Origin of the sequence: Novosphingobium sp., assembly GCF_965228995.1 — a bacterium.
In the GTDB taxonomy this organism is placed as follows: Bacteria; Pseudomonadota; Alphaproteobacteria; order Sphingomonadales; family Sphingomonadaceae; genus Novosphingobium.
Genome location: NZ_OZ245852.1, coordinates 3,250,395 through 3,265,459, shown reverse-complemented (window position 1 = coordinate 3,265,459; position 15,065 = coordinate 3,250,395). Strand labels below are relative to the sequence as shown.

16 protein-coding genes are annotated in these 15,065 nt (G+C 66.7%); 9 read left to right on the top strand and 7 right to left on the bottom strand.

The genetic code is table 11. The features are described 5' to 3' along the window. Positions 1 to 13: 13 nt before the first annotated feature. From ACO056_RS14910 to hppD, 6 genes are all read right to left on the bottom strand, one after another. Positions 14 to 787, bottom strand: a complete 774-nt coding sequence (locus ACO056_RS14910; RefSeq protein ID WP_421848094.1) for an SDR family NAD(P)-dependent oxidoreductase — start codon at positions 785 to 787, stop codon at positions 14 to 16. An 80-nt stretch (positions 788 to 867) separates the two neighbouring features. Continuing rightward, positions 868 to 1,860 (bottom strand): biotin-dependent carboxyltransferase family protein, encoded by a 993-nt coding sequence (locus ACO056_RS14905; protein ID WP_421848092.1) that lies wholly within the window; start codon positions 1,858 to 1,860, stop codon positions 868 to 870. Further along, positions 1,857 to 2,519, bottom strand: coding sequence for a 5-oxoprolinase subunit B family protein (locus ACO056_RS14900; protein ID WP_421848090.1), 663 nt, complete (start codon positions 2,517 to 2,519; stop codon positions 1,857 to 1,859). Before ACO056_RS14900 ends, ACO056_RS14905 begins: the two co-directional genes overlap by 4 nt. Further along, positions 2,516 to 3,292: a LamB/YcsF family protein gene (locus ACO056_RS14895; protein ID WP_421848088.1), complete on the bottom strand. Its 777-nt coding sequence runs from the start codon at positions 3,290 to 3,292 to the stop codon at positions 2,516 to 2,518. The genes ACO056_RS14900 and ACO056_RS14895 overlap by 4 nt, the downstream gene beginning before the upstream one ends. Positions 3,293 to 3,409: 117 nt before the next feature. Continuing rightward, positions 3,410 to 3,949: a VOC family protein gene (locus ACO056_RS14890; protein WP_421848086.1), complete on the bottom strand. Its 540-nt coding sequence runs from the start codon at positions 3,947 to 3,949 to the stop codon at positions 3,410 to 3,412. Next, entirely contained in the window at positions 3,946 to 5,064 is a 1,119-nt protein-coding gene (hppD, locus tag ACO056_RS14885) for a 4-hydroxyphenylpyruvate dioxygenase (RefSeq protein WP_421848084.1), read from the bottom strand. The genes ACO056_RS14890 and hppD overlap by 4 nt, the downstream gene beginning before the upstream one ends. A 288-nt stretch (positions 5,065 to 5,352) precedes the next feature. On the opposite strand from hppD, the gene ACO056_RS14880 reads away from it, so the two are divergent. The 7 genes from ACO056_RS14880 to ACO056_RS14850 all read left to right on the top strand — a co-directional run bounded on the left by ACO056_RS14880 (position 5,353) and on the right by ACO056_RS14850 (position 10,973). Next, positions 5,353 to 5,484, top strand: a complete 132-nt coding sequence (locus ACO056_RS14880) for a hypothetical protein (protein WP_421848082.1) — start codon at positions 5,353 to 5,355, stop codon at positions 5,482 to 5,484. Positions 5,485 to 5,552: 68 nt separating this feature from the next. Next, positions 5,553 to 6,191, top strand: a complete 639-nt coding sequence (gene kynB, locus ACO056_RS14875) for an arylformamidase (RefSeq protein WP_421848080.1) — start codon at positions 5,553 to 5,555, stop codon at positions 6,189 to 6,191. Then, a complete protein-coding gene (kynU, locus tag ACO056_RS14870) occupies positions 6,188 to 7,429 on the top strand; it encodes a kynureninase (protein ID WP_421848078.1) in 1,242 nt (413 codons plus the stop codon). The genes kynB and kynU overlap by 4 nt, the downstream gene beginning before the upstream one ends. Before the next feature lie 93 nt (positions 7,430 to 7,522). After that, positions 7,523 to 8,341, top strand: coding sequence for an SDR family NAD(P)-dependent oxidoreductase (locus ACO056_RS14865; protein WP_421848076.1), 819 nt, complete (start codon positions 7,523 to 7,525; stop codon positions 8,339 to 8,341). 67 nt (positions 8,342 to 8,408) lie between these two features. After that, the gene (locus tag ACO056_RS14860) at positions 8,409 to 8,699 is read left to right on the top strand and encodes a DUF1330 domain-containing protein (RefSeq protein ID WP_421848074.1); all 291 of its coding nucleotides are present in this window, start codon (positions 8,409 to 8,411) and stop codon (positions 8,697 to 8,699) included. A 41-nt stretch (positions 8,700 to 8,740) separates the two neighbouring features. Further along, positions 8,741 to 10,033, top strand: coding sequence for an MFS transporter (locus ACO056_RS14855; RefSeq protein ID WP_421848072.1), 1,293 nt, complete (start codon positions 8,741 to 8,743; stop codon positions 10,031 to 10,033). A 31-nt stretch (positions 10,034 to 10,064) separates the two neighbouring features. Then, entirely contained in the window at positions 10,065 to 10,973 is a 909-nt protein-coding gene (locus ACO056_RS14850; protein WP_421848070.1) for a CmcJ/NvfI family oxidoreductase, read from the top strand. 6 nt (positions 10,974 to 10,979) lie between these two features. On the opposite strand, the gene ACO056_RS14845 is transcribed toward ACO056_RS14850, so the two are convergent. Continuing rightward, positions 10,980 to 12,077 carry a helix-turn-helix transcriptional regulator gene (locus tag ACO056_RS14845; RefSeq protein WP_421848068.1) on the bottom strand — a complete coding sequence of 366 codons (1,098 nt, stop codon included), beginning with the start codon at positions 12,075 to 12,077 and terminating at the stop codon, positions 10,980 to 10,982. Between the two features lie 85 nt (positions 12,078 to 12,162). Here ACO056_RS14845 and cysD point away from each other — a divergent pair, with 85 nt between their 5' ends. Both cysD and cysN read left to right on the top strand, forming a co-directional pair. Continuing rightward, positions 12,163 to 13,107, top strand: a complete 945-nt coding sequence (gene cysD / locus ACO056_RS14840) for a sulfate adenylyltransferase subunit CysD (protein ID WP_421848066.1) — start codon at positions 12,163 to 12,165, stop codon at positions 13,105 to 13,107. Beyond that, on the top strand, positions 13,107 to 15,032 hold the full coding sequence (cysN, locus tag ACO056_RS14835; protein ID WP_421848064.1) for a sulfate adenylyltransferase subunit CysN: 1,926 nt from the start codon (positions 13,107 to 13,109) through the stop codon (positions 15,030 to 15,032). Before cysD ends, cysN begins: the two co-directional genes overlap by 1 nt. The last annotated feature ends 33 nt before the right edge of the window (positions 15,033 to 15,065 follow it).

The following is a 15,065-nucleotide window of genomic DNA, read 5'->3' as shown; positions in this document are numbered from 1 at the left end:
GCCCGCGCCCGGCTCAGCTCGCCGTAAACCCGCCGTCGACCACCAGTTCCGAGCCGGTCATGAAGGCGGCGCGGTCCGAGGCGAGGAAGGCGACGGCGTCGGCCACGTTGCTGGGTACGCCGAAGTGGCCCAGCGGGTGGAGATTGGAAAAGTTGGCGCGGGTGTCGTTTTCGCCGGTGCCGGTGGCGGCCGCGAACTGGGAGACGAGATCGCGGCCCATGTCGGTTTCGATGATCCCGGGGTGGACCGAATTGCAGCGGATCCGCAAGGGGGCGACTTCCATCGCCACGCCCTTGGTGAAGAGGCGGACTGCGCCCTTGGTCGAGTTATAGCAGCTGACCAATGCGGTGCCGACGAGGCCGGCGACCGAGGAGAGGTTGATGATCGAGGCGCCGCCCGGCCACTGGATTGCGCGCTCGGCCATCAGCGGGACGGCGTGCTTGCAGCCGAGGAACACGCCTTCGACATTGACGCTGTGGAGGCGGCGCCAATCTTCGAGCGTGGTTTCGGTGAGGGGCTTGGCCATGAACAGCCCGGCGTTGTTGACGAGAATATCGAGCCCGCCGGCAGCATCGCGGGCGTAGGCCATCGTATCGATCCAGCTTTGCTCATCGGTCACGTCATGTGCGCGGGCAAGGCCGCCGAGCTGCTCCGCGAGGGTCTCGGGCGCGGCAAGATCGGTGACGATGACCCGCGCGCCAAGCGCGGCGAGCGCGCGGGCGCACGCCTCACCAATGCCGCGCGAGGCGCCGGTGACAAGGGCAATGCGGCCGGTAAGTTCAGTCATGGGCGTCTCTCTCCATCGGTTTTGTTTGCGGGCATCCTAGCGGCAATTCCGCCGATGACCACCGGGGAGGTAGGCGCTGTTCAGGCCTCGCTTGCGTCGATGAAGCCATCGACGAGATTGCTGGACCACAGCCGATCGTCGAGCCGGCCGGGCAGGGCCAGGCTGCGCAGCCACGCTGCGTTTGTGGCGGCAGCGGCGCGAGTGCGGCGCAGGGCTTCGCCGGGGTCGATGAGTTCGAAGCGGAACGGCATCCCCGATGGCATCTGGGCCAGCCGATCGACATCGCGGCTGATCACCGCGGCGATCTTTGGGTAGCCGCTGGTGGTCTGGTGGTCTGCCAGCAGCACGGTGAGGCCGCCGTCGCCGTCTGCCTGCAGGCATCCGCGCAGCGCTGGTTCGCTGGGCATCGCAATGGACGCGGGCACGAGCGGGGGGGCATCGAGCCCGCGGCCCATCCGGTCGAAGCGGTGGGAGGCGGTGTATGTGGCCTGCGCCAGCTGCTCGATTGCGGCAGCGGGGAAGTGGCGATCCTGCGGGCCGAGCACCGCGGCCACCCGGCCCGGCGGCTCTGCCGAGGGTGGCGGCGCGAGCACGCGGGCCTCGAGCGGGCGCGGTGCGGCAAAATCGAAGGCCATGCCGGACCTTACCATGCCGCCGCCAAGCCCTGAGGACGCATGAGTTGCGCTACTGCCAAGCCAGCGCGGCGCGTGGTGCTCGCCAGCGAAGGCGAGGTATGCCCAGTTTCCGGATCCGGCGCGGATGCGCAGCCGCTGTCCGGCATGGAGCATGCCTTGCCGCCAGGCCTTTGGCTCGTCCCCGTCGATTTCGGCGAGGAACCCGCCGCCGCACAGTGCGAAGCCGATTGCGCCTTCGTGGCAGGCGAGGCTGCATCCGCCGTGCGAGAGTTCGAACGCCCAGCCATCGGGCGCGCCGGTGAGGGCCATGGCGGCTGCGAAGGCGAGACGGTCGACCGGCCCGGATGGCGGCACGCCGAAGCGCATCGCGCCGGTGCGGCCAGGGTCCTGGATCGTGGTGAGCGGCCCTACGGCCTCGAAGACGATCCGTGCGGTCATTGCCCCTCGATGCGCTGGAAGCGGATCAAATCGCCGGGATCGAAGAGGAAGGGCTTGTCGCGGGCAGGATCGAGAATGACCAGCGATGTGTGGCCGATCACCCACCAGCCGGTCGGCATCGGCAGCGTGGTGATCAGGCACTGCGCGCCGGCAATGATCACGCTGCCGGCGGGATGGCCACGCTCGGCGCGGGGCTTGCGCGGCAATTGCAGCGCGGGCGGTACACCGCCAAGATAGGCGTAGCCCGGCGCGAAACCGTACATGAAGACGCGGTATTCCCCGGTGAGGTGCCGGGCGATGACCTCGGCGGGCGAAAGGCCGGTTGCTTGCGCTACGGCTTCGAGATCCGGCGCGCTGGCGGCATCGTGGCGGACGGGGACGATGTGCTCGCGCGGTATCCGCTGCTCCCCGGTTGCGGTTTCGAGCAGCGCGAGCGCATGGGCGGCGACCCGGTCTCCCTCGGTGACCAGCGGATCGAACACGATCATCAGCGAGACATAGGCCGGCACGGTCTCGATCATGCCCGGCGGCGGCTGCGCGGCGAGTGCGCGGTCGAGCGCGACGACGCGTTCGTTGGTTTCGGTGCTGATGGCCCCGCCGAAATCGATGAGGACCGCCGTCTCGCCGATCGGCCGGACGGATGCCGCGCTTGTGCTCACCGCAGGAAGGGCACGACCGTGACCCCGCGTCCGGCGAGCGCGACGCGGATCGCCCTGGCCATGACGACGGCATTGGGGTCGTCGCCGTGCACGCAGATCGAATGGCCCGCCAGCCTGACCGGCTCGCCGCCGACGGTCGGCATCAGGCCGGTTTCGAGCCAGCTGAGCAGGCGCGCAGCCGCAGCGCCGTAGTCGTCGATCATGGCGCCGGGCTGGCCGCGCGAGACAAGGTTGCCGGCCGGGGTGTAGCCGCGGTCGGCAAAGATTTCGCTGAACACGTGCACGCCGGCGTCGCGTGCCGCCTGCTCCAGCACGGTGCCCGAGATGGCGAGAATGGCGAGCTTGCTATCGATGGCGCGCACGGCGCGGACGATAGCTTCAGCGATGGCGCGGTCCTCGCTCGCGACATTGCTGAGCGCGCCGTGCGGCTTGACGTAGGAAACGCGAGTACCCGCCAGCGCGGCGATGGCCATCAGCGCGCCGGTCTGCGCGGCCACGAAGCGCTCCACTTCGGGTGGAGGGAAGGGCAAGCGGCGGCGGCCGAAGCCCTCCTTGTCGGGATAACTGGGATGCGCGCCTATCGTGATGCCGCGCTCGCGCGCCCAGGTCAGCGTGCGGAACATCGTTTCCGGGTCGCTGGCGTGGCCGCCGCAGGCGATGTTGGCGCTGGTGACGATATCCAGCATGGCCTTGTCATCGCCCATGACCCACGGACCATAGCCTTCGCCAAGATCGGAATTGAGATCGATCGTGCGGGCGGTGGTTTCAGACATCGAGGCTTTTTCCGGGGTTCGAGAACGGCGCGCGCGGGCGGGGCCGTATCGAAATAGGCGAAGCTGTCGCCCCTGTCCAAACCAGAAAGTCTCAACTCCCGTGCATCAGGGGGGCGATCAGGCAGAGGGATCCTTGTGCAGCCATTCGGCATGCTTGGGCGCGCGTTTGGTGCGGCTCCATTCCTCGAGCATGACGGGCGCGAGCGCGGCGAGTTCGTCGTACTGCGCCGGGGTGCCGATATTGCAGGCGAGTTCCAGACGGTGACCGTTGGGATCGAAGAAATAGATCGAGCGGAAAATGCCATGGTAGGTCGGCCCGAGGACGTCGATGCCCTGCGCTTCAAGGTGGGCCTTGGCGGCGTTGAGCGCGGCTTCATCGGCGACTTCAAAGGCGAGGTGCTGGACCCAGGCCGGGGTGTTGGGATCCTTGCCCATCTCCGGCTGGTTCGGCAGCTCGAAGAAGGCGAGCACGTTGCCGCCACCGCAATCGAGGAAGACGTGCATGTAGGGATCATGCTCGCCGGTCGAGGGCACGGTGTCTTCGGCGAAGGCGGTGGTGTAGCGCATGCCCATCACACGCTCGTACCATTCGACCGTTTCCTTGGCATCGCGGCAGCGGTAGGCGACGTGGTGGATGCGTTGGATGGGGGGGATCATGCTGCGCTCCCCTCGACCTTGAGCACGCCGCGGCGCATCTGGTCGCGCTCCATCGACTGGAACAGCGCGGTGAAATTGCCCTCGCCGAAGCCTTCGTCCTTCTTGCGCTGGATAAATTCGAAGAACACCGGGCCGATCTGCGTTTCGGAGAAGATCTGCAGCAGCAGGCGCGGATCGCCTGCCTCGGTCGAGCCATCGAGCAGAATGCCGCGCCTTTGCAGCTCTTCTACCGGCTCGCCGTGGCCGGGGAGGCGCTCGGCCAGCATCTCGTAATAGGTGGCGGGCGGCGGGGTCATGAACGGGGTGCCGAGCGCCTTGAGGCGGTCCCATGCACCGAGCAGATCATCGCAGGCAAAGGCGATGTGCTGGATGCCCTCGCCATTGTAGGCGCGCAGGAATTCCTCGATCTGGCCGCCGCCTGCCTTGGCCTCTTCATTGAGGGGAATGCGGATCTTGCCATCTGGCGCAGTCATCGCGCGGCTGGTGAGGCCGGTGTATTCGCCCTTGATGTCGAAAAAGCGGATCTCGCGGAAGTTGAAGATGCGCTCGTAGAATGCCGCCCAGTGCGCCATGCGGCCGCCGTAGACGTTGTGGGTGAGGTGATCGATCGTGTGGAAGCCTGCGCCCTTCGGTTGGCGCTCGACCCCCGGCAGGTAGACGAAATCGATATCGTAGATCGAAAGATCGCCCAGCGGCGAGCCTTCATAGCGGTCGATCAGGTAGATGATCGCGCCGCCGATGCCGCGGATGGCGGGCAGGCTGAGTTCCATCGGCCCGGTGCGCACCTCGACCGGCTCGGCCCCGCGCTCCAGCGCGCGTGCATAGGCTTCGGCTGCATTGCGCACGCGCCAGCCCATGCCGCAGGCCGAAGGGCCATGTTCTGCCGCGAACCACGCGGCGGGACTCTTCGGTTCGTAGTTGGCGATGAGGTTGATGCCGCCCTGCCGCCACAGCTGCACCGCCTTGGAACGGTGGTTGGCGATATGCGTGAAGCCCATCGCGGCGAACACGGGTTCGAGCAGACCCGGCTCGGCTGCAGAGAATTCGATGAACTCGAAGCCGTCGAGGCCCAGCGGATTGTCGAACAGATCGGTCGTCTTCGCCTCGGCGTTCACCGCATGTCTCCCTCGTCTGGTTGTGCGCGAGAATATAGCGCAAAGGTCATGCGCTGTCCGCGCAAAGTGGGTGCGCCGGGGCGCCTTTTGTGCGGCAAACGAGCGCATAACGGCAAAATCATGCACATTTTCTGCAAACCAGGGCGCGTCTGGCAGGGCTATCACGCAATACTGATTGCACCGCTGGCGTTTTGCCAGAGCGATGCCTTGTAACATCCGCTGGGCGCAGCGCGAATGCATTGGCGGCACCCGCATTGGCGCGGGGGCGATTGCAACAGGATACTGACCATGAACGCTCCCGATCCGTCTTCCGACAAATCCGGTGTGGCTGCCCTGCTGGGCACAGGCATTGGCATGGTCGCGCTGCTCTGCGTGGCGATCGGCGGGGCCGCGGTGGGGGTCATGATGATGATGCACTGAAGGGAACGGGGCGCACGGGCTCCACAATTTCGGTGCAATGTTTCGCCCGCTTGGCAATAAGGCGCGGCATGACGATCATCGATATATCCCAGCGGCTCGATGCGCGGACCCCGCTCTGGCCGGGCGAGCCGCCGCTGGTGTTGAGCCACCATGTGGTGATCTCCGCGCAATGCCCGGTCAACGTGGGCGCGCTGTCGCTACCGCTGCATGCAGGCACGCATGCCGACGCACCGTTTCATTATGACTCGGCGGGGCAGACGAGCGCGGAGACGGCGCTGGAGCCCTATATCGGGCGCTGCGTGGTGATCGATGTGCGCCATGCGGTTGGGGCTGCGGTGGAGGCGAGCGATATCGACTGGGCCGCGCTGGCAGCGGCAAGTGCGCCGCGCGTGCTGCTGCGGACTTACCGGCGATTTCCGCACGCGGCCTGGGATAGCACGTTTCGCGCTGTTTCGGCGGCGGTGATCGAGCGTCTGGCGGCACTGGGCGTGGTGCTGATCGGGACAGATGCAGCCTCGCTCGATCCCGAAACCTCGAAGACGATGGACGCGCACCATGCCGTGCGTGCGGCCGATATGCGCATTCTCGAAGGGCTCGTGCTCGATGCGGTGAGGCCGGGGATCTATGAACTGATCGCGCTGCCCCTGCCGCTGGTGGGGGCCGACGCCAGCCCCGTGCGCGCGGTGCTGCGGGAGATCGCGGCATGAGCGATTGGGGCCGCGAGGCGCTGGACGCGCTCGACCGTGCTGATCCGCTTGGGGCCTTCCGCGAGGAATTCCAGCTGCGCGAGGGGCTGGTCTATCTCGATGGCAATTCGCTCGGCGCCTTGCCGCGCCGCACGCTGGCGCGGCTGGAGCAGACCGTGGCCCGGGAGTGGGGCGAGGGCCTCATCACCTCGTGGCTCGGGGCGGACTGGATGGCTGCGCCGCGCCGGGTGGGTGACAAGATCGCCCGCCTGCTCGGTGCCGATCCGGGCGAAGTGATCGTTGCGGATTCGACCTCGATCAACTTGTTCAAGGCGCTGACAGCGGCGCTCTCGCTGCGCCCGGAGCGCTCGGTGATCCTGTCCGAGACGGGCAATTTCCCGACCGATCTCTACATGATGGAAGGGATCGCTGCGTTCTCGGGCGGACGGGTACGTGCAGAAGCGGTGCCGGGTGAGGCAGTGCTCGAGCGGCTCGGCAAGGATGTCGCGGTGCTGCTGCTGACGCAGGTGCACTACAAGACCGGAAGGTCGCGCGATATGGCCGAAGTGACCCGGCGCGCCCATGAAGCGGGGGCGCTGGTGGTATGGGATCTCAGCCACAGTGCGGGGGCGATCCCGGTCGATCTCAATGGCGCGGGCGCCGATTTCGCGGTGGGCTGCGGGTACAAGTTCCTCAATGGCGGGCCGGGCGCGCCGGCCTATATCTACGCGGCGCGGCGGCATCAGGCAGCGGCCGTGCCGGTGCTCTCGGGCTGGTTTGGCCATGCCGCCCCGTTTGCCTTCGAGGATGGCTACCGCGCCGCGCCGGGGATCGAGCGCTTCCTCTGCGGCACGCCGCCGGTGCTGGGACTCACCGCGCTGGAATGCGGGGTGGACCTGATGGCCGAGGCCGACATGAGCGCGGTGCGCGCGAAATCGCTGCAGCTCGGGCGCGTGTTCATGGACCTGATGGACACGCATTGCGGCGATCATGGCTTTGCGCTGGTCAGCCCGCGCGAGGATGCGCGGCGGGGCAGCCATGTTTCCTATGCGCACCGCGAGGGTTACGGGATCATGCAGGCGCTAAAGGAGCGCGGCGTAATTGGCGATTTCCGCGATCCCGATGTGCTGCGCTTTGGCCTGACGCCGCTCTATTTGCGCTATGCCGATATGTTGCAGGCCGTGCTCACGATCCGCGAGGTGTGCGAGACGCGCGCGTGGGACGATCCGCGCTGGGCCGTGCGGGCGGCAGTGACGTAAGGGGGACCTGAGCCAAACCTATCACTTTCGCCTGATGAGGCGCAGCTGGCGAGGGGGCATGCTGCGCGGCGTGTGAGGGACAAGGAGATGGGCATGGGCGAGCTTTCGGGCAAAGTGGCGATCGTGACGGGCGCGGCGCGCGGGCAGGGCCGAGCCATGGCGCTCGCGCTGGCGGCGGCCGGGGCGGACGTAGCGATCTGCGATGTGGGCGAGCCGGCCATGCCAAGCGTTGGCTATGCCCTTGGCGGCGCGCTTGATGCGGTGGCGGGGGAGATCGCCGCGCATGGCGTGCGCGCTCTCCATGCGGCCTGCGATATCCGTCGGCAGGGCGAGATCGACGCCTTCGTCGGGCGGGTGCTGGCCGAGCTTGGCCGGGTCGACATTCTGGTCAACAACGCCGGGATCCTCACTGGCAACACGCCGATGCACCTGATGGATGACGAGACGTTCGAGACGACCCTTGCGGTCAACCTCACCGGCAGCTGGCGGATGAGCCGCGCGGTGGTGCCGGCGATGGTTGCGCAAGGGACGGGCGGGCGGATCATCAACATCGCCTCGGTCGCGGGGCTGATCGGCACGCCGGGCTTCGGGCACTATAGCGCGACCAAGCACGGCCTTATCGGCATCACGAAGACGATGGCCGCGGAATTGGGCGCCTATGGCATCACCGTCAACGCGGTGTGCCCGGGTTTCCTGCCGACCAAAATGGTGGAGCATACCGCCAGCGAAATCGGCGCGCGTGCGGGGCTGACGCAGGACGAGGTCTACGCGCAGTACCTCAGCGTTGCGCACGTGAAGGAGCCGATCCAGCCGGAGCAGACCGCCGCCGCCGTGCTCTATCTGGCGAGCGAGGCGGCGCGGGTGGTGACGGGATCGAACCTGGTGATCGATGCGGGCTGGTCCGCCACCTGAAGGCCTTGCGCGGCGCGGATGGGTGCCGCAAGACTTGGGCTGAAAGCAACCGGAGAGGGATACCCGAATGACGGCCTATGTTGTGTTCATCAAGGACGGCGTGAACGATCAGGCGGAACTGGACCAGTACAACGCCAAGGCAGGCGCTTCGATCGCGGGCCATCCGCTGAAGCCGCTGGCGTTCTATGGCCCGAACGAGACCTGGGAAGGCCCTACGGCTGAAGGCCTCGTGATCATCGAGTTTCCCGACATTGACGCGGCGAAGGCCTGGTACAACAGCCCCGCCTATCAGGACGCCAAGGTGCACCGCCTCAAGGGCGCGACGTACCGCGTGATGGTGACCGAAGGGGTCGGCTGAAAGCGGTTTGCAAGCGGGGGGCGTTGCGGCATGATCGCGTGATGCCTCCTGCGCACCAGACCATTTCGCACCGCTCGATGCTGATCGCGGGCTTCTCGACCGTGGTCGAGTGGTACGACTTCACGCTCTACATCTACGTCGCGACGATCCTTTCTCGCGTGATGTTCGGCGGCGGCGAGGGATCGCTGGCGGCAGTGCTGGCGGGCTTTGCCGTATCCTACCTGATGCGGCCACTGGGCGCGATCGCCATGGGCCATTATGGCGACCGGCACGGGCGGCGGCGCGCCATGCTGCTATCGATGGCGGTAATGACCGCAGCGATGCTCGGCTGCGCGCTGCTGCCAACCCATGCGCAAATCGGCCCGGCGGCGGGGTTCCTGCTGCTCGCCTTGCGCTGCGTGATGGCCTTTGCGGTGGGCGGCGAATATACCGGCGTGGTTGCCTATCTGATCGAAGGCGCGGGGCCCTATCGGCGCGGACTCATCACCAGCTGCGCATCGGCGGCAAGCGAGGTGGGGGCGCTGCTGGCCGTCGGCGTCGCGGCGGTGACGACCTGGGCCATGCCTGCCGCAACGCTCGATGCCTGGGGCTGGCGCATCCCTTTCCTTGTTGGCGCGGCGCTGGCCGGGGGCGTGCTGCTGGCGCGCGCCTCGATGGACGAATCGCCCGAGTTCGAGCGCCAGCGCGCAGCGGGGACGGTGCCGGAAAGCCCGCTGCGCCATGCGATCACGCACCAGCGCGCAGGGATTATCCGCGGCTTTGCGATCTCGGCGCTGGGTTCGATCAGCTACTATGTGGGGATCACGTATGTCCCGGCATTCCTCGCCTCGGTCGGCGCGGTGGGTGAGGGTGCGGGGCTGGCGCTTTCCACCGTTGCCGCCTTCGTGGTGATCGCGGTGACGCCGCTGGTTGGCGCGCTTTCGGACCAGGTCGGTCGGCGGCCAGTGCTGATCGGCGTGGCGGTGGCGGGCACTGTGGTGCCGATCACGCTGTTCACGCTGATGGCGCATGGCGGTGTCTGGCCGGCGCTGATCGGCGCGGTGCTGCTGGCGTGCCTTGGCGGCGCGGTCAGCGCGGTGGGCGCGGTGGCGACGGCGGAGCAGTTTTCGGGCGAGGCGCGCTTGTCCGGCCTAGCCTTGGGGGTGACGAGCGCGACCGCGCTGTTCGGCGGAATTACGCCGTTCGCGGCGCAGGTGCTGTTGCAGAAGACCGGCTGGCCTGCGGTTCCCGGCGCGATGATCGCTGTGGTGGCGCTGGCGATCCTGCCGGTGCTCTGGCGAATTCCCGAAACCGCGCCGCGCAGGGGGTGGACAGCGAGACCGCAGCCGATATAGTTTGGCAACCTAACTATATTCGGAGAGGGCCGTGGCAACTGCAGCGCTGGACGATATCGAGGAGACCGCACGCAAGGCTCCCGCGCTGGTCCGCTATCTCGATGAAGGCGAGTTCGTCACCCGGCGTTACGTGAGCCAGGGCGCAGAAATGAACACCGGGGACTACCGCGACTACGCCGTGGTGGTGCGCGACGGGATGCCACTGCGCGAGCATTTCAGCCTTGATGTGCATGGCTTTGTGATCGCGAAGCACAAAACCGCCATCACCGATTTCCATGACAAGGTTGCCGTCGATGCCAGCTACCAGCGCGAAGTGGAGGCACTGGTGGCGCGGTTGACCGGCGCAGACAAGGTTTCGACGCAGGGCTGGATGATCCGCACCTCGGGCGATCTTTCAAGCCGCGCGCAGGAGAAGGTCGAAGGCTACGTCCATTCGGGCGGGATCCAGCCCCCGGCGGGCGAGGCGCATGTCGATTACAACGAACTCACCGGCCAGCGCGCGGCGGCGCGGGTCTATGGTCAGGCGTTTCCCGACGGGCCGGGGTACAAGCGCTATATCTGCTTCTCGCTCTGGCGCACGTTCTCCTCCGGGCCGCAGGACTGGCCGCTGGCGGTGTGCGACGGGCGGACGGTGAGCAATGCCGAGACGGCCTCCAACACCTTGTTCGTGGTCGATGAATTCCCGGTGGGCGAGGCGCTCACCGCACCGGTCGAGGGCGAGGACCAGATGATCGCGGCGACGATCTTCCGCTACCGGCCGCAGCACCGCTGGTGGTACTTTGCCAATATGGCGGCGGACGATGTGCTGCTGTTCAAGTTTCAGGACAGCGACCATTCCGTAACATGGCGCTGCCCGCACACCGCGTTCCACGATACCAGCCTGCCTGATGCGCAAGTGCGCGAGAGCATCGAAGTGCGCGGGGTGGCGTTCTTCGAATGAGGCCGCCTAGGCGAGCGGCGCGAGGCCGGTGAGCACTAGCGCCACAAGTTGGGCCTGCCCGCTCGTCCCGGTCTTGGCATAGAGCCGCTTCGAATAGTTGCGGGCAGTTTCCGCTGTCAGGCCGAGGCGCGCGCCTGCATCGAGGATCGTCTCCCCCTGCGCGAGGCCGATGGCCAGCGCTGCCTCGCGCATCGAGAAGCCGTGGACTGCGGCAAGCACTTTCGCGGCATCGGCCGGGATCGCGCTCGGCCCGGTGCGCACGAGGCCGATGGCCGCCGGTGCCATCGCGCCGCCGGGAATGGTGGGGGCGGGGCGGAGCAGCAGGTGCCTTGTCGAGCGTTCGCCCAGCGGGATGAGGCGCCGGGCCTCGGGCGGGGCGGCGGCAAGCGCGGTGCAGGCCGCTTCAAGCATGCGAGCGGTTTCGGGAATGAGCTGCAGGCGGCGGAGCGGCCCGGGCTCGGCGGTGAAGGCGAGCTGGCGTTCGGCCTCGGGATCGGCGGCAAGGACCTGTCCGGCGGCGCTCAGGGCTACTTCGCCCACCCCGAGCATCGCCAGCGCGCCTTGCGCCATTGCCGCGCGCATTTCGGCCCTGCCGAGTGCGGCGCGGACGGCGAGCGCAGCCGCAAGGTGCGGGGCGAGGGCGGCAAGCAGCGCGCTGTCGGCCGCGCCCAAATCCTCGCGCTCGCGGGTGAGGAGCAGCCACGCCTCACCGCCACCCGGGCTGCCGATGCGCACCGCGCGGGCGTGGTTGATCCGCATTGCACCGAGCGCTGACCGCTGCGCGCCGAGCCGGGACGGTGCATCAAAATCGAGCATTTCGCCGAGCGTGTAGACCCGTCCCGTGCGCATCTTCGGCCCGGGAAACAGACCCAGCACGGCGAGGCGCGGCAGATCGAGCGCGGGATCAAGCGCGGCGCGTGCGGCATCGGCGCGCACCGTGAGGGTTGGTTCGCCCGAGCCCGGCGGGGCAAGTGCCAGCGCCGACCGCCGCGCGCCGGTGCGCTGGAGCAAATTGCCGAGAAAACGCTGCCACGGCGGGTCCTCCAGCAGACCCTCCATGAGCGGCAGGTAAAGCTCGCGTTGATCGGTCGAAAGGAATGCCATGGTGGTTATGCTCCCATATGGGAGCTATGCATCGGCGCGCAAGAGGCCATCTGAGCTTCGCAATCCTTAAGGCGCGAGAACGCAAGTGTCCGATCCTGTCAGCAAATCCACGCTCACCCATATCCAGCGGCTCGAAGCCGAGGCGATCCACATCATGCGCGAGGTGGTGGCCGAGGCGACCAATCCGGTGATGCTCTATTCGGTGGGCAAGGACAGCGCAGTGATGCTGCACCTCGCGCGAAAGGCGTTTTACCCGAGCCCGCCGCCGTTCCCGCTGCTCCATGTGGACACCACGTGGAAGTTTCAGGCGATGTACGAACTGCGCGAGCGGATGGCGAAGGAGAGCGGCATGGAGCTGCTCGTCTACCAGAACCCGGAAGCGGCGGAGCGGGGCATCAATCCGTTCGACCACGGCGCGCTCCACACCGATATGTGGAAGACCGAGGGGCTCAAGCAGGCGCTCGACAAATACGGCTTCGACGCGGCTTTCGGCGGCGCGCGGCGCGACGAGGAAAAGAGCCGCGCCAAGGAGCGCATCTTCAGCTTCCGCACCGCCAGCCATGGGTGGGACCCCAAGAACCAGCGCCCCGAACTGTGGAACATCTACAACGCGCGGAAAAACACCAGGGTTGGTGGAGGGGGCGAGAGCATCCGCGTGTTCCCGATCTCGAACTGGACCGAGCTCGATATCTGGCAGTACATCCGCCTCAACGATGTGCCGATCGTGCCGCTCTATTTCGCGGCGCCGCGCCCCACTTTCGAGTGGGAAGGCGGCCTGTTCATGGCCGACGACTTGCCGCGGCTTGAGAAGGTTCTGGGCTATCGTCCTGAAATCACCGAACGTTCGATCCGCTTCCGCACGCTGGGCTGCTTCCCGCTCACGGGCGCGGTCGAAAGCAAAGCGACCACGCTCAACGAAGTGATTCAGGAAACGCTGCTCACCACCACCAGCGAGCGGCAGGGCCGCGTGATCGACAAGGATGCCGGCGGCGCGGGCATGGAAGTCAAGAAGCAGCAGGGGTATTTCTGATGTCCGGTACTGACGTGATCTATCAGACCGAAGCCCTCATCGGCGAGGACATCGAGGCCTATCTCGATCTGCATCAGCACAAGTCGATGCTGCGTTTCATCACCTGCGGTAGCGTCGATGACGGCAAATCGACGCTGATCGGTCGGCTGCTCTATGATTCCAAGATGATCTTCGAGGATCAGCTGGCGGCGCTGGAAAGCGACAGCAAGAAGGTGGGCACCCAGGGGCAGGAAATCGATTTCGCCCTCCTCGTCGATGGCCTCGCGGCCGAGCGTGAGCAGGGCATCACCATCGACGTCGCCTACCGCTTCTTCAGCACCGAGAAGCGCAAGTTCATCGTGGCGGACTGCCCGGGGCACGAGCAGTATACCCGCAACATGGTGACCGGCGCCTCGACCGCCGATCTCGCCGTCATCCTGATCGACGCGCGCAAGGGCGTGCTCACGCAGACGCGGCGGCACAGCTACCTCTGCCATCTCATCGGCATCCGCCACATCGTGCTCGCGGTGAACAAGATGGACCTGATCGGCTATGATCAGGCACGCTACGATGCGATCGTGGCAGACTATGCCGCGTTTGCCGCCAGCATTGGCATCGAGCGCTTCACCGCGATGCCGATCTCGGGCTTCAAGGGCGACAACATCACCGCGCCGAGCGACAATACGCCGTGGTATTCCGGCCCGACGCTGATGGGCCATCTCGAGAGCGTGGACGTCAATACGGCGGCCGAAGCTGCGGGCGTTTTCCGCATGCCGGTGCAATGGGTGAACCGCCCGAACCTCGATTTTCGGGGCTTCTCCGGCCTGATATCCAACGGCACCGTGAAGCCGGGCGATGCGGTGCGCGTGCTGCCTTCGGGCAAGACGAGCACTGTCACACGCATCGTCACGCTTGATGGCGATCTGGATGAAGCCGTGGCGGGCCAGTCGGTCACGCTGTGCCTTGCCGACGAGATCGATTGCTCGCGCGGCGACGTGCTCGCGGCATCGGATGCGCCGCCGCAAGTGGCCGACCAGTTCGAGGCGAACCTCGTGTGGATGGCGGATGAGCCGCTGGTGCCGGGCCGTGCCTACTGGCTCAAGCTCGCGAGCCAGACCGTCTCGGTCACCGTTTCGCAGCCCAAGTGCACCATCAATGTCAACACGATGGAGCGGCTTGCGGCCAAGACGCTTGAGCTCAACGCCATTGGTCTCGCCGAGATCACCACCGATCGCGCCATCGTGTTCGAGCCTTATACCGAGAGCCGCACGCTCGGCGGGTTCATCCTGATCGACAAGATCAGCAACGCGACTGTCGCGGCGGGCATGCTCAACTTCAGCCTGCGGCGCGCGCAGAACGTGCACTGGCAGGCGCTCGACGTGACGCGTGAGGCACATGCGCGGATGAAGGGGCAGAGCCCCGCCGTGCTGTGGTTCACCGGCCTCTCGGGTTCGGGCAAGTCGACAATTGCCAATCTGGTCGAGAAGAAGCTCCATGCGCTCGGCAAGCACACGTTCCTCCTTGATGGCGACAATGTGCGCCACGGGCTCAACAAGGACCTGGGCTTCACCGAGGCTGATCGCATCGAAAACATCCGCCGCGTGGCAGAAGTGGCGAAGCTGATGACCGATGCGGGGCTCATCGTGCTCACCGCCTTCATCAGCCCGTTCCGCGCGGAACGCGACATGGTGCGTGCCCTGCTGCGAGACGGCGAGTTCTTCGAGATCTTCGTCGATACGCCGCTGGAGGAAGCCGAGCGGCGCGATGTGAAGGGCCTTTACAAGAAGGCCCGGAGCGGCGCGCTCAAGAACTTCACCGGGATCGACAGCCCCTACGAAGCGCCGGAAAAACCCGAAATCCGCGTGGACACTATGCGCGAAACCCCCGAAGAGGCGGCGGAGCGCATCGTGGCGCTGATCATCGGTGACTGGATGCCGGTGATTTGATGGCGCGATCAGAGGGGCGGGCGGAGTCCCCTC

Excerpts from the sequence above, each read along its gene's own strand:
- ACO056_RS14905 (WP_421848092.1), bottom strand. The coding sequence starts at position 1,860 with ATGACCGCACGGATCGTCTTCGAGGCCGTAGGGCCGCTCACCACGATC.
- ACO056_RS14895 (WP_421848088.1), bottom strand. The coding sequence starts at position 3,292 with ATGTCTGAAACCACCGCCCGCACGATCGATCTCAATTCCGATCTTGGC.
- cysN (WP_421848064.1), top strand. The coding sequence starts at position 13,107 with ATGTCCGGTACTGACGTGATCTATCAGACCGAAGCCCTCATCGGCGAG.
- ACO056_RS14865 (WP_421848076.1), top strand. The coding sequence starts at position 7,523 with ATGGGCGAGCTTTCGGGCAAAGTGGCGATCGTGACGGGCGCGGCGCGC.
- ACO056_RS14855 (WP_421848072.1), top strand. The coding sequence starts at position 8,741 with ATGCCTCCTGCGCACCAGACCATTTCGCACCGCTCGATGCTGATCGCG.
- ACO056_RS14860 (WP_421848074.1), top strand. The coding sequence starts at position 8,409 with ATGACGGCCTATGTTGTGTTCATCAAGGACGGCGTGAACGATCAGGCG.
- ACO056_RS14910 (WP_421848094.1), bottom strand. The coding sequence starts at position 787 with ATGACTGAACTTACCGGCCGCATTGCCCTTGTCACCGGCGCCTCGCGC.
- ACO056_RS14880 (WP_421848082.1), top strand. The coding sequence starts at position 5,353 with ATGAACGCTCCCGATCCGTCTTCCGACAAATCCGGTGTGGCTGCCCTG.
- kynU (WP_421848078.1), top strand. The coding sequence starts at position 6,188 with ATGAGCGATTGGGGCCGCGAGGCGCTGGACGCGCTCGACCGTGCTGAT.
- ACO056_RS14890 (WP_421848086.1), bottom strand. The coding sequence starts at position 3,949 with ATGATCCCCCCCATCCAACGCATCCACCACGTCGCCTACCGCTGCCGC.
- ACO056_RS14845 (WP_421848068.1), bottom strand. The coding sequence starts at position 12,077 with ATGGCATTCCTTTCGACCGATCAACGCGAGCTTTACCTGCCGCTCATG.
- kynB (WP_421848080.1), top strand. The coding sequence starts at position 5,553 with ATGACGATCATCGATATATCCCAGCGGCTCGATGCGCGGACCCCGCTC.